This is a genomic window from Flavobacterium zhoui, from assembly GCF_042787235.1.
Taxonomy (GTDB): Bacteria; Bacteroidota; Bacteroidia; order Flavobacteriales; family Flavobacteriaceae; genus Flavobacterium; species Flavobacterium zhoui.
This window is the reverse complement of record NZ_JBHZPY010000010.1, coordinates 55,296-69,595: the sequence shown is the minus strand read 5'-3', so window position 1 is coordinate 69,595 and position 14,300 is coordinate 55,296. Positions and strand designations below refer to the sequence as shown.

At 34.3% G+C, this 14,300-nt stretch carries 10 protein-coding genes; 5 read left to right on the top strand and 5 right to left on the bottom strand.

All coding sequences use genetic code 11. The features are described from left to right. The first annotated feature begins 114 nt into the window (after window positions 1–114). Entirely contained in the window at window positions 115–1,029 is a 915-nt protein-coding gene (locus ACFX5F_RS11900; RefSeq protein ID WP_379852251.1) for a hypothetical protein, read from the top strand. Window positions 1,030–1,944: 915 nt separating this feature from the next. On the opposite strand, the gene ACFX5F_RS11895 is transcribed toward ACFX5F_RS11900, so the two are convergent. The 4 genes from ACFX5F_RS11895 to ACFX5F_RS11880 form a co-directional block, all read right to left on the bottom strand. After that, on the bottom strand, window positions 1,945–3,792 hold the full coding sequence (locus tag ACFX5F_RS11895) for an AlbA family DNA-binding domain-containing protein (RefSeq protein ID WP_379852250.1): 1,848 nt from the start codon (window positions 3,790–3,792) through the stop codon (window positions 1,945–1,947). 232 nt (window positions 3,793–4,024) lie between these two features. After that, window positions 4,025–4,153, bottom strand: coding sequence for a hypothetical protein (locus ACFX5F_RS11890; protein ID WP_379852249.1), 129 nt, complete (start codon window positions 4,151–4,153; stop codon window positions 4,025–4,027). Window positions 4,154–4,290: 137 nt separating this feature from the next. Further along, window positions 4,291–4,602, bottom strand: coding sequence for a hypothetical protein (locus tag ACFX5F_RS11885; protein ID WP_379852248.1), 312 nt, complete (start codon window positions 4,600–4,602; stop codon window positions 4,291–4,293). 761 nt (window positions 4,603–5,363) lie between these two features. Further along, window positions 5,364–7,805, bottom strand: coding sequence for an aminotransferase class I/II-fold pyridoxal phosphate-dependent enzyme (locus ACFX5F_RS11880; RefSeq protein ID WP_379852247.1), 2,442 nt, complete (start codon window positions 7,803–7,805; stop codon window positions 5,364–5,366). A 210-nt stretch (window positions 7,806–8,015) separates the two neighbouring features. Between ACFX5F_RS11880 and ACFX5F_RS11875 the strand changes: the two genes are divergently transcribed. The 4 genes from ACFX5F_RS11875 (at window position 8,016) to ACFX5F_RS11860 (ending at window position 11,574) form a co-directional block, all read left to right on the top strand. Then, complete coding sequence (locus ACFX5F_RS11875; RefSeq protein WP_379852246.1) at window positions 8,016–8,393, top strand: DUF7793 family protein; 378 nt, start codon at window positions 8,016–8,018, stop codon at window positions 8,391–8,393. 22 nt (window positions 8,394–8,415) lie between these two features. After that, window positions 8,416–9,354 (top strand): helix-turn-helix domain-containing protein, encoded by a 939-nt coding sequence (locus ACFX5F_RS11870; RefSeq protein WP_379852245.1) that lies wholly within the window; start codon window positions 8,416–8,418, stop codon window positions 9,352–9,354. 152 nt (window positions 9,355–9,506) lie between these two features. Then, on the top strand, window positions 9,507–11,057 hold the full coding sequence (locus ACFX5F_RS11865; RefSeq protein ID WP_379852244.1) for a DoxX family protein: 1,551 nt from the start codon (window positions 9,507–9,509) through the stop codon (window positions 11,055–11,057). 244 nt (window positions 11,058–11,301) lie between these two features. Then, window positions 11,302–11,574, top strand: coding sequence for a DUF6520 family protein (locus ACFX5F_RS11860; protein WP_379852243.1), 273 nt, complete (start codon window positions 11,302–11,304; stop codon window positions 11,572–11,574). Window positions 11,575–11,627: 53 nt separating this feature from the next. Here the strand turns inward: ACFX5F_RS11860 and ACFX5F_RS11855 are convergent, their stop codons facing one another. Beyond that, on the bottom strand, window positions 11,628–14,264 hold the full coding sequence (locus tag ACFX5F_RS11855; protein WP_379852242.1) for a S9 family peptidase: 2,637 nt from the start codon (window positions 14,262–14,264) through the stop codon (window positions 11,628–11,630). Window positions 14,265–14,300: the final 36 nt, after the last annotated feature.

Here is a 14,300-nt window from a genome sequence, read left to right as displayed (position 1 = left end):
GTGAATGTAACTTTTTTATTTGTTACAAAGATATATAATTTTTTAAAATTAATTTGAAATGTACAATAAGATATTTTATATATTTGTATTAATGTAATGATTCACTTGATTTTAATGATGTTATTTATTGGTTTTTATAAGTCAAAAAATAATTATTGCAAATTTGTAGATTTATGTAAGTCTAAAGAAGATGAGTTATTACATTTTAAAGGGCTTACGGAAGAAGCAACGATAGATAATAATAAAGTTTTAGGGCTTATTGAAACTAATAAACTAATAGATATGATTTGTCAACTTTGTCTAGAGGATAAGCAATTGATCGAAAATTCACATATTATCCCTAACTTTATGTATAAGGGACTTTTTGGCGTAAAACATAAACTTGCCAATATAAATATTCAGGATGTTACTAAAGTTACCTATCAACAGACGGGATTTAAGGATAGGGATATATTGTGTGCTGATTGTGATAACGCAGTCATTGGAAAGTTAGAGCGCTATGCTTGTAATTACTTATATAATAGCCATGACAGCATTGAGACTGAAATCATGGCAGGTGATGCTATACACGTTTCTTGTATTAGATATAAGAACTTAGATTATACAAAACTCAAATTGTTTTTTCTTTCTATTCTTTGGAAATCGCATCTCTCAAAGAATCCATTTTTTAAAGAGATTGATCTTGGTACAGCATATTCAGAGAGAGTGAGAAAAATGATTTTGGATCTTGATGCAGGGGCAGAGGATGAATTTGAAGTTATTTTGGTTAAGATTGAAAATAATGGAACCAAACCTACTCAATCTATTGTTCAACCAAGACGGATAAAAGATAATGGTAATACTATTTATGGATATCATATCAATGAAATTATGTATCATTTTAATGTATCGAATTATAACAAGATGTCTATGTTTGATAAAGGCATAATTAAAAAAGATGGTATCATTGATATTGCAATAATAGGTGATGATTTTGGGAATGGATACTTCGATAGTTTTGTTGGACGAAAACTTTTACTGAAGAAGTAATTTTTTAATAGAAGCATTTTTATTTTGAGAATTTCGACATTTCTTATTGACAATCACTGAATAATTCCGAGTCACTGGGTTAAAAAGAAGTATAATCTAAAATCTATTTTCTATAAAAAATCAAGTTTATTTCTCAAATAGAGAGTCAGAGGTTCGAATCCTTTTTTAGTTCAATCGCTTGCTATATATAGGTTTTCTGTGTCCCACAAAAAATTAATGTGTCAAATTTGTGTCAAAAAAAGTTTTTTTTTAAAAGGGAAAATAGCGACGTGTCGTTTTTGGCAAACGAATAAATTGTTGCTACAGAAGCTATTGTTGCTATGATACTTTCAATGTTCATAATACAAATATACTGAAAATCTATATCTATTCAGAATCGTTGAAGTTTTCGGAATCAGTTTTATCGTTATTACAAACTGCTTTCCATATTCATTACGATCAGATTTATTATAGACTTTCTTTTTTGAATTAAAATTGAAGTAGAAAATTTTATAAGGCTAAAATAGACTCTTGTCTGTTCTCATAAAATCAGGAGGAATTGAAGATAGAAACCTTTCATTTCTTTCGTCTAGCCCTCCAACTATCGTTTTTAAACCAGTTCTTTTTATACTAATAAATTTTACCCCGGATGTATGCACCGATAATTATAACTGGTATTGCTATTAGAGTTTCGTACCACTGCATTGTGATTATAGATTTGATTAAGATCTCAAACCTATAATTTTATTTAGTTAGTGACAAACAGTATAGTGTGTGATTCGAGAATTGAACACTTCAATTTGAGTGATAAAATATTTGTACTCTAGGGTTTTATAAAAAAATGACTCTTATTTTTTTGAGAGATCTTCTCATAGACAGTCACGGAATACAATTCCGCGCCAACGGGTTATATGTTTTCCAGTTGTTGGATATTTATTAAAAAAGAGTGTTTTCTGATTTGTAATCAAAGTTAAAGGAATAGTCGTTTTTCGCACCTTTAGTCAAAACGCCTTCTTTTTCGAATTTGTTGCAAAGGTTTCGCACTTTTCGCCCAAGGGTTTCGTAAATTTTACCTACAATTTCTTTGCCGTGTAACCTTCGATACACTTCGGGAGTAATTTCGGCTGCCTTGAGCGCTTTTCGGTTGTGTTTACTGTAAAGATAGATGATGTTTAAAATTTGCTTGGCTGCAACGTCATAATGAATGTATTCGTTACCTAGCAATTGAATGAATTCATCTGTGAAATCGGTTTTTATGAGTACTCTGTCTAATACATATACAGGGTTTTCCTCTGTAGTTGACGGGTGCTCGACAATTAAACCAGCTTTTTTTAAGGCGTCGATGACAATGAAATGATTATTGCTTTCGGTTAATAAAACAGAAAACAAGCGTTGACGGTTTGCCAGTTCCGATTTGTAGAAATAGGCCAAAACGGCTTTGTGTTCAAATGTCAATTCGCTTTTTAATTTAGTAATAATGTAAACTCCAAAACCTTCCAGCCACGTTTCTATAGTTTCATCTACTAATTTACCAGTATTGATTTTCAGACTGATATTTCCTTCTTTGATTTCATAAGTGGGTAAATCGATTACATTATCTAAAGCCGCATTGACTAAGGAAGCCATACCACGACCTTGACTTTCTATTTTGTCAAATACTTTTAAAACCGAGGCTAATTTTGGGTTTTTACTTTCGGGAATACTTGGAATTAATCTACGAATGACAATATCTGTCTCGGTATGTACCAATTTTATTTTTTCTTTGAAAGACCCTGGGTTTTTAATTTCAATATATTGATTGGGCTCTACGTTGACCGTTACAAAATTGTCAATGGTATAATCTCTATGTGCCAAAGCATTATTGATGGTTTCACGGAGGAGCTTTTCAGGGTATTCAGGTTCGCTTTTGCCACCCTCCCTAATGGTTCTATTAATTTTAATGTGTCCCCAAATGTATCGGAACGTATCTTCCATGAGGTTGATTACATCAGAACGAAACAGTTTTTTGTCTTTACCAATATCATCACTAGTATCATAATAACAATTGACCTCAACACGTGAAGAAAGAAAATGAAATGGGTCATCACCACAAACCAACATACCCAAAGTAGTAACTGCTTCTTCTTTTATAAAATGTTGTTTACTTAAAAACGATTTGGCCTGTTCGTGACTTGGTTTTAGGGTTTCGTTTCTGATTTCTTTATTGAGTAGATTAATGTAATAATTTATTTTATCTAAACTTAAATCCTCAATTGTAGCATCAGCCACTTTCGCCAATTCTTTGGCATATTCAATTTCAATTTTATACTCTTTTTGTTGAAGTATTTTTGATGCAGGTATTACTTTATCTTGAGTTAGTTTTCGTTCATAATAAACAGTGTCATATCGCAAAAATTTTTCTTCATCCGAAAGGGGGTAAACGGCAATAACTGCAATTTCTCCGTCAAGAAAAGTTTCATAATCAAAATAAATATGATCTGATAAATCAATAAACTTATCTGCATCATCATAAAAGAATTTAGATTGAAGGTCTATCAGATTGCTTTCGTTATTTCTGTTAAAATTGGTAAGCGAATATTTTTTATTTCTTTCACGAACCCCACAAATAACTATTCCTCCGTCTGTATTTAAAAAAGCACAAATCGTTTCAAGGAGTGATTTCCAATCGCCTTTGGTTGATAGATCTTTTAATTCCACTTTAGATTTTTCAACATCAATAAACACATCACTTTGGATGGATTGCTTTATTTTCGCTAATGTATCTTCTATAAATTCTGATTTCATTATTTTACCTATGATTTATTTTAATGCTTTTAGGCAATATTATAAGGATAGCTATTACAACTTATCAAAATTCTCCAATATTCTTTGTTGTAATTCATATACTTTCACAAATTGTGTCACAAAATTGCTTTTTACTTTGCAATACCAAACCTACAAAACCATTTCTATTATTCTTTACGGTTTTCCTTTTATCTTAAAAAAGATAAGAATAAAAAAAATACCCAGCATCTTTCTATTTCTCTTTTCTTTTTTTCCAACTATTTTTATAAAAATAATCCTTGATGTATTCATAAAACTTCCCTGTCACATAAAGACCTAAAAGCCATACTACAATTAACCCTATAATTTCATACCATTCCATATTTTGAATCTTTAATTAAGTTCAAAATATGTATTTATATTTTTTACATGATATGCAATTTGGGAATTTCGATATTCAATTTGGGAGTGTTTCTAAAAAACAAAAAAGATGCCGATTAAGCATCTTTTCTTTTTTCTTTAGTCTTTTTTCAACTGGTTTTGATCTTCTGAAAAATTAAATAGAATTACCATGCTGCCTTTGAATGGATTGAACGAGGGCTCGTATTTTATATACCCTTTTTCGTTTAGTTCTTTTATGCATTTGTGATAGGTTGCTGTGGAACAAATTTTACTGATACGCATCACTTCTTCTCTAGTTATGCTTATTGGGTTTTGGAAATGGTTTATATTCCAATACTGGAATAATGTAATGTATAGACTGATGTGAGTAGGGTTGAGGTTCTGATCTTGTATGATGCGGTCAAAGAAACCAGTGAGATGGTGTTTCATGTAATTCATTTGGTAGTGTTCGGTTTTTTAGTATTTGGTTTTTAATGGTCAATTTTCAATTTTCAGTGGTCAGTGGTCAGTGATCAGTGTTCAGTTTTTAGTAATCAGTGGTCAGTGATCAGTGGTCAGTGTTCAGTGTTCAGTGATCAGTATTCAGTTTTTAGTGGTCAGTTTTCAGTGGTCAGTGTTCAGTGGTCAGTGATCAGTATTTAGTGTTTAGTGGTCAGTATTTAGTGGTCAGTGGTCAGTGATCAGTTTTTAGTGTTCAGTTTTTAGTGATCAGTATTCAGTGGTCAGTGGTCAGTTTTTAGTGATCAGTTTTTAGTGTTCAGTGTTCAGTGATCAGTGTTCAGTGTTCAGTGGTCAGTATTCAGTTTTTAGTGGTCAGTGGTCAGTGATCAGTGGTCAGTGTTCAGTTTTTAGTGATCAGTGGTCAGTGTTCAGTGTTCAGTTTTTAGTAATCAGTGTTCAGTATTTAGTGGTCAGTGGTCAGTGATCAGTGGTCAGTGTTCAGTGGTCAGTGTTCAGTGGTCAGTGATCAGTGTTCAGTTTTTAGTGATCAGTTTTTAGTGTTCAGTGTTCAGTATTTAGTGATCAGTGGTCAGTATTCAGTGGTCAGTGTTCAGTGGTCAGTGTTCAGTGTTCAGTGATCAGTATTCAGTGATTAGTTTTCAGTGGTCAGTTGGCTCAAGGCGTCGTGTCCTCCTTTGTTGGAATTACAAAATGGAGGATATCGACGAATTATGATATATTGTGGTTTGTTATTTTTTGTGTGTTTTATCATCGTTTTGAAGCGTTCCCATCAATTCCATTGAAAAATTATCTCTTGCTTGAACGTAGGCTACTTTCGGAATTACTGTGGCACCCAGTTTTTTCTTTTCAAAAGTGGCTGAAAAACCAAAATCTATTTTTTTAAAATTTAGTTCCTTGGCGCGTTTAATTCCTTGATACAAAAGTTGTCTGTAAATCTGAAATTCTCTAACATAGTTATAATCCATTCCTATCAAAGAGGGAGAATAGGTATAGTTGCTGTTTTTATAACAAAAAAGCGTGCCCACTAATTGCCCCTGTTGTTGCTCATTGTCTTCATCTTTCAAATATAGCATTATAAATTCCCAATTTGGGTCGGTGACCATGGCTATAAATACGTTAGGAGGATAGGTAAAAGTGTTAAAGGCGAGATTATTGTTTTTTACGTTTTTATAGAGTTGATAGATCTGTTCCGTTTCTATTATAGTTAGTTCATTTTTTATTACTACATCAAAAGCCTTTTCAAAGGGAAGCACTTCTTCGATAAAATGGCGTTTAGAACGTGGGGAAAGTTTGTTGGTAAAGGCTTGTGGAGTGTCCCATTCCAGATTTTCAACCACACAGGAGTCGGGCATATTAGCTTTTAAGTAACCTTGATTATGGAATATGCGATTTAATTGTTCATTTTCTTCAAAGTCCCTTAATACTAACATATCAGCATTTAAATGATTGTAAAGAGTTTCTATCTCTTGCAATAGCATTAGAATAGCTTCTTCTATTAATGGATGTGATGTATTAAGATAGCAATGATTTCCTTCGGTGAATAAAGACCCCATTCCTAACACTTTAGAGGTTAGATATAAAGGATTTTTTATTCTTTCCTCTTCTAAATGCTTTGATATTGATTCTGTTGCCATCATGTCGTCTTTCCAAAGTCCATAAGTAAAAAAAGTGGCTATTAAAGGAATTTCATTTTTGTCCTTGATTATGTAGTAGTGGAAGTCCCATTTGTTTGCAGGTTCATCAGAATTGGCAAAAGCAGCTTCTAAAAAATGAAGGCCATCCCAATCAAATGTGCTTTGTTGTCCTAGTAATTCATTCCAAGTAGGTTTGTCCATTTTTGATATCGATGTTTCATATTTCAGTTGTAACGAGGATTTGTCAACTATTGTGTCTATAGTAGTATGGGTCTCGACCAAACCAAATGCACTTTGTATTTTGCTTAAGCTATTTCCTGTTTCTTTGAGCACGATGGGTAAATACTTTTCTATTGCTTCGACTAATGCTTTTATTTCTTCTTTTTGGTTGTGTCTCGAAAGTGTGATGCGAATCCCTGTGTTTTGAACAGGAACCGCTGGATATATTGCAGGATTGACAAAGAATCCTTCTTCGAATAGGTTTTGAACTAATTTATAAGAAGTTATTGGTATTGCCGTACCAAGGAAAAACACCGGTGAATCGTTTTTGACTATTATTGGTAAAGCCGTTTTAGAAATTAATTCATTAAAATAGGCTATTTTTTCGGCTAGTTCCGATTGTAAAATGGTGATCTCTACAGACAGGTGGATATCTGCAGCAGCTATGGCAGCAGCTACCGAAGCTGGCTCCAGTTGTGCGGAGAAAGTTAGCGGGCCACCAAAAACTTTTATTTTTTCGCGAAGCTTTGCATTTGGACAAAGTAAAACGGCGCCACTGGCTCCAAATGTTTTGCTTAATGTCCCCATAATCATCACGTTATCCGGTATTTCTTTTAGTACGCTTAACACGTAGCCCGTGCCGTTTTTACCCTTCCAACTCATCCCGTGGACGTCATCAAAATACAAATGCAGTTGTGGATATTTTTTACTAAGTTCCATTAGTGCTGCAATAGGAGCATAGTCACCAAACATGGAATAGACTCCGTCAGCCATATACCAAATTTTTTTGCATTTTGACATCAATTGTTTGATTTTATCTTCTAGCAAAACCATATTGCTGTGCTTAATCATTTCGACTGGAATACCTCTTAATTTGAGTAATTGGCAAGCAGTTTGAACACTCCAGTGGACCTGATGATCGAGAATGACTCCGTCTTCATCTCTCACCGCTGTTGGAATTACCGCCATATGACCGAGGGTACTGTTCTTGGCGATAATAGTAGGAATACCGTACATAGCCTCCATTTTAGCTTCTAGTTCTGCATATAGTGGATTTGATATGTAGGATTTAGATAATGGAAATTGGGTTCCAAATTTTTTTATGGCATCAATTGCTGCTTCTTTCAATCTGCTATCTTGCTCTAATCCAAGGTAACCTGTAGTTCCAAAATGGAACATTTCTTTGCCTTTTATTTGAATTGTTCTCCCATTTAAGGATTTATCCTCTGCATAAAGATGCATTACGCCCTCTTTTTTCGCTCCTGAAAATACTTCATCAACGGTATCAATAAAGTTGTTGTGCTTAATTTTTGCCATAGTGTAAGGTTTTGATTATTTTTATAAAAGTGAGTATAAAAAATTAGATATTTTGGCTTTTTTATGCGAAAATCCCTATATGACATGTAATACTCCCGAATTGACAACAATAATGAATAATTGTTGCTTTTTGTATAAAATTATTAGTAATTGTTAATTATTTATGAATAATATTTCATTTATTTGTGCTGTTTTACTTAATATTACCAAATGGATATAGACGGCTTTGAGAATGAATTTGCCCGTTTTTGGATTGATGGGACTATTCTTTTTTTTATATATAAAGATAATGTCAGCATTAATTTAGAGGCTGCAGAATGTATTGTAGCTGATAGGATTCAGTTTCAAAATGATGTGGCTTATCCTATTTTTTGTGATGCCCGAGGCATTATATCCATGGATAAACCAGCACGAGATTATTTAGCACAATCGGGTTCGTTGCTTATTAAAGCAGTTGGTTTACTGGTCAACGAACAAGTTTCTGTGATGGTAAGTTATTTTTATCTTAAAATTAATAAACCCAGTGTTCCTACCCGACTATTTACAGATCAATTGGCCGCGATAGCATTTGTTTCCAATTATATTTAGTTGTATTAAAAACTCTTTTTAAATGCTATGGTATTTCATGGAAGATAAAATTAATCATGAACGTATTAGGCCTATTCGCCAAATGTTGCTTGAAATGGCAGTAGGGAATTTCAGCTATCGTATTCAGCGGAGTACAGCTGATGATGAAGTGGAATCCTTAATATTGCTGTTGAATATGGTAGCCGAAGAATTAAAGTCCTCTTTTTCTCATCTGAGTTATGTAAATCCACACAACAGCTATAGTTCCTATGTTCAGGCCAGTTTTATTGTAGATTCCAGTTGGATAGTAAAAAAGATAAGTACAGATGTATCTGTTTTATTGGGATACAGTCCAAAAATGCTTTATGGAGCCGGTTTTGAAATTATTTTATCAGAAGAATCCGCTGTGTCTTTTAATAGCATCAAGGAGAAATTGTCAAAGAATAGTAGTTATTCAGAAAACTTGGAGTTGGTTTTTGTAAGCCAAAACCAATTGCTTGTGCCTGCTTTTTGTAACATTTGCCGTTTTATGGATAGTACTAAAATATTAATTAGCTTAGTTACTACAATAGTTACTACAGCAGTTAAGGATAATGTTATTGCCGATGATTCTTCTGCTGTCCCTGTGATTCCAAGAAAAGAGTTCGTTTATCGTTTGTCCGATGTACAATTAATTCAGCAGGTTTACGATTATATTTTAATTCATATTGATAGTCCTTTACCAAATTTAAAAGAGCTATCTCATATTTTTGGTACAAATGAGTATAAGTTAAAATATGGTTTTAAACATTTATTTAAAACCACTATTTATCAATTTTATAATGTAGAACGCTTAAAAAAAGCACATTTGTTAATTGAGAATACTGGCATACCACTTAAAGAAATTGCCGCAATGAGCGGGTTTATAGATTACTCTAATTTTTCAAAAGCATTTAGGAAATCGTATGGCTATGCACCTAATAAAATTACAAGAAAGCAATAGCGACAGCCTTTTCTACTGCCTTAAATACGATGCTGTTTTATAATGGGTGTGTAAATAATACCTTTTTGACAACTAAATACTACCGATTTGCAAAGCCTTAGTCTTTTGTTTATCGGAATTTTATATCGGATTAAATTTAAATGTTTATCGATATGAAACTACGTGCAACAACTCAAATCATTCTTCTTAACAGTATCTGTCTGCTATATGTTGTATTGTTTATTTATGCGGCAGTGAGTAAATTGCTGGATTTTGAGCAATTTCGTTTGCAATTGGGACAATCACCTTTGCTGAGTGTTTTTGCGGGTTGGGCCGCAGTGGGTGTGCCGATAGTTGAACTTTTTATTTCCTTACTTTTGATTTTTCCTAAATTTCGTCTTGCGGGACTTTTTGCTTCCTTTAGCCTCATGGTGATGTTTACTACTTATATCATTATCATTTTATATTTTAGTGCTTTTATTCCTTGTTCTTGCGGTGGTATTCTTGAAAAAATGAACTGGACACAGCACTTAATTTTTAATATTGGCTTTATAGTTCTAGCTATTTTTGGATTAGTTTTAAGCGGAGAGTCGGTTTATTTTGAGGTTAATTCTGTCCAAAAGGAACCTGTAAATTTCTTGTTTTTTTTTAAGAAACGTAATGCTTTAATTCTGTCCATTTGTTTTTTATCCAGCGTATCGCTAGTCGTTTTATTGTATGCTTTATCGGAGCATTCCATACACCGTAATAACAGTTTTTTGCGCAGGTATCCACATCATCCCGTAACTCAGTTAAACGGCTTACCTATTACGTATAACTCTTATTATATCGCGGGTGTCGCAAATGATCGTATTTATCTTGGAAATGTCACTGCACCGTTACACCTGTTAAGTATCGATACCAGCCTCCATGATGTGAAACCAATCCGTCTTCGATTGGAGAGACGACATAATTATACTTTTTCGGCTGTTCAGATACGCATAAATGCCCCCTATTTTTACCTTATTGATGGAACGGTACCAATTATTTTTAAGGGCACCATCTCTGAGTGGTTTGGCAGACCTTTAGTTAAAGAGAAAAAATATTTTTCCCTATTGGAGCCTATGGATTCTAATCATTTTGCTTTAAGAAGTATGAATCCGTTTACCAATGAGTATGTACTGGGGACACTCTTTACTAATGATAGTTTTCATCTGAAATTGGCACCTCATTTACTTCAAAAACAAGTTGATGGTACCTTTGATACTGATGGTATGCTTACTTATAATAAGCAGCTCCAGCAACTGATTTATGTGTATTATTATCGCAATGCATTTGTTGTTGCCGACCGGAATTTGCAGACAGTGTATCGTGGTAAAACTATTGATACCGTTAGTCACGCTTCTATTAAGGTCGCATATCTGCATACCAAGAAGGAAAAAAAGCTTGCGATACAGCCACCAATGATTCAATTGTTTAGTACTTCTGCAGGGAAATATCTTTTCGTCATATCGAATCGTCTTGGTCGTTATGAGCCTGAAGCAATGCTAAAAGATGCTTCTATAATTGACGTTTATAATTTGCAAAAGCAAACCTATGAATTCAGTTTCTATTTATATAATTACAAGAACGAGAAAGTAAAAAGTTTTAAAGTTTATGGGAATTTGCTCATAGGCCTGACAGAACACTATATTGTTACTTATAAATTAAAAGCCAAGAATTTTGATTTTACACTTCAGGATTAATGATTTAACTGAAACGTAATTCTATCCATTTTTGTGTTTTTTCACGCTGCAAAAAGCACGGAGTAAGTTTGAGGGTATCTCTTTTGAAAGGATAAATTGCTGGAGTACATGCTTGGAATGATGACTCACGACAGCTTATAATCAGATTCAACAAATAAAAATATATATGATATACCGGCCAGTATCAGGGGAAGATCGAAAACCTGTAAAATAGAGTAGATCCTCATGTTTAAATTTTAGTATTATGAAAACGAGAATTTTAAAAACAGTTCTACCTGTGGCAGTGATTATGTTTGCCATTGCAGGTGCTTTTGCCTCACAAACTTCAGGTAAGGGAGTTTTGGCAGTACAAACGGGTTATATTGATGCTCCATCACCATGTAGTGAAGCTGTAACCTGTAACACCAATGTCGGACCACTGTGCACCCTGTTGGTCAATGGAGTTCAACGTCAGGCCTACGGCAAGATTAATCCTCAGGATTCAAACTGTCCGAAGGTTCTTTACAGAAATAATTAAGAACTTTTAAATTAATGATTAAAGGTGTCCGGAGATCGGACACCTTTTTTATTTTAATTATTAGCCATCCAGCCCGCTGGTGGTACTCCTTTTAAATAGTAGTCAAACCAGTTTTTGACGCGGAAATAAAGATCTTCTTGATAGGTCTGATCTGTGAGGACATGCTCTTGTCCGGGATAAACAATAAGAGTACTTTTTTTATGTAACCTCCACAACGCAGTTTGCAGTTTCGTACTATTTGACCAGTCTACGGACTTATCCTCATTCCCAGTCCATATTAGTAAAGGGGTATTGATGTTTTGAACGCTCCCAATAGGAGAATTTTTTAAAAATTCCTCGGAGTAAAATGGAGCTTGTATTCGGAATTGCTGGTTTTCAAAACGCCAAATATTTGATTGCCCATAGCCACCGTATGACAAATAGAAGCTTAGTAAGTCCGTTGCCGGAGCGCCCGCCACAGCAGTTTTAAATATATTGGTATGACCGATAATATAAGTTGTTTCTACGCCACCATAAGAATGTCCTATCAGTCCTATATTGTTTTTGTCTACCGAGCCCATTTCTATAACTTTAGCTACTGCTGCCTCCACACAATTAAGTGCCGAATTTCCGGGCTCGTTTAACTTGTATGCTAAGTCTGGCATCAGTACAAAATACCCTTCTGTCGTGAAGTTGGTTGGATTAAAACCATTGATTAATTTCAAAGAGGGTGCTACGTAATTATATACCTCATCCGATTTTTTTTGGTAAATGTTTACGATCATTGGATATTTCCTTCCCAGAACATAATCTGCAGGATAAAATAGTGCCCCTTTTAATGGCTTTCCATCGGCATTTAGGTAATGAATCAATTCTGGTTTTCCCCAAAAAAAGTCTTTTTGTTGCCCATTGGCTTGTGCTATTTGTTTTTCTTTTCCGGAAGCGGTCAGCAGTATTAGTTTTGGAGAAACGTCAAATCGACTTTCCATAAACTGAAACACAGGACTGTTTTTTGCCTTTTGAAGCGCAAACAACTTCATGTCCTTGCGAATCAATTCTTTTATTCCTGATGATTTATTCCAAATGGAGTAGGTTTGTTGCAGTGTAGTATTGTCCATAGTTTCAAGTAATAATCCCTCTTTGTCAGTATATGATTTTGCCACGAAGCCATAAAAATTATTTCGAACCAAGCGCTGAATTTGGCAGTCGTAAATACGGTAAGTGATTTGTCTTTTTCTGCCGTCCGTTATTTTCTCTTTTTTACTGCCATCATTTGTCATCAGCCAAATATCAAACTGGTCGTAGAGAATGATTTTTTCATCATTTGAAGTCCAACCGGGAAGATCATAAGGAGGAATGGCACCCGCCTGATCGCACTCTACATCATAAAAAGGAATGTTCATTTCAGCAGTAATACAATTGCTTTTTCCCGTGGCAATATTGTATACCCACCAATTGTTTAATTTAAAATAAGCTATGTATTTTCCAGAAGGGGAGACCACTGTGTGCTTAAATTCGTTGATTATTTTTTTTACAATCAATTTTTTATTCCCTGTCTTTAAATCTTTCAGATAGAGATCGATGTACTCTCCCACATATTCAAATTGGGGAAGGTATTCTATAGTGTTATATACTAACGCATTTTTTTGGTCACCCGTTAGCACGGCATTCGGATGCTGGTCATCTTCTACAGCTACAATTTTATTGTTTTCTGGCCACCAGACGGACCATTTTTCTATACTTACCCACGGTTTTTCTTCTTTTTTTGGTGGTGGTACTTGTTTGTCATTGGCGTTCCAAATGCTAATTTCGGAAAGTTTTTTCTGGGTCTCCGTTTGTACTATTTCTTTTTCATTCGCTACGGCACGGATGTTTAAGAACAATTGTTTGCTGTCGTCAGAGAGGTAGATTTTTGATAGGGGTATCCAACAGTCTTTTGCGAAGGAAGCTGTTGTCAATGGATCAAGTATTTTACTTTTCGGTGTGCTATCCATATTGGAGCAGAAATGAACTTTGTTGCAGCTTAATTCTGGATTTTCATTTTTGCATTCTTCAAAGAAAGCTAATGCCTTCCCAGACTTGTTCCATGCTAAGCCCGAGTAGCTGTTTTGGGAGTTCTCTGCGATTGTTGTTGCTCGAAGTGTGTTGGAAAGATCAATTGTTTGTACTGTTTTTAATCCTTTTTCCTCGGTAATAATTGCCAACATATTGCCGTTTGGGTTTAGGTTTTTTTCCTTTACGTTTTCAATAGTGATTGTTATAAAGGTTTTCAGATTATGAAACTTAAATGTTTTCAAAGCTTCATTGTACAATAGCACGTATCGGCTATTTGGTGTAAAGGTACCTTGGGAAAGCCCTTCAAATCGCTGCATTTTTCCAGTATTTAGGTTTAAAAGGTTTAGACTATCATTTTTTATAAACGAAAACCAATTGCTGTCGGACGTAAAATTTTCGCCATGTCCTGATGGAAAACTGTACTTGAAGTTGGTTGTCGTATTCTTCAGATAGAGCGTGTCTTTATCATCCGCATGACTGATGGTGTAGGATATCCAACTGCCATCGTCCGCTAATTTACCGGATGCTAACGTGTTCCATAATTTATAGTCATCATGGGTCAATTTCCGTTTTTGTTGCGAATGACACTTTAGTGGCAATATTTGCAATACAATAAAGAGTACTGTAATCGTATTTATTCTGTATAGTAGTTTCATAAGTGTTGTTTTTCCTCTTCCCAGCCCTCTCCTAGA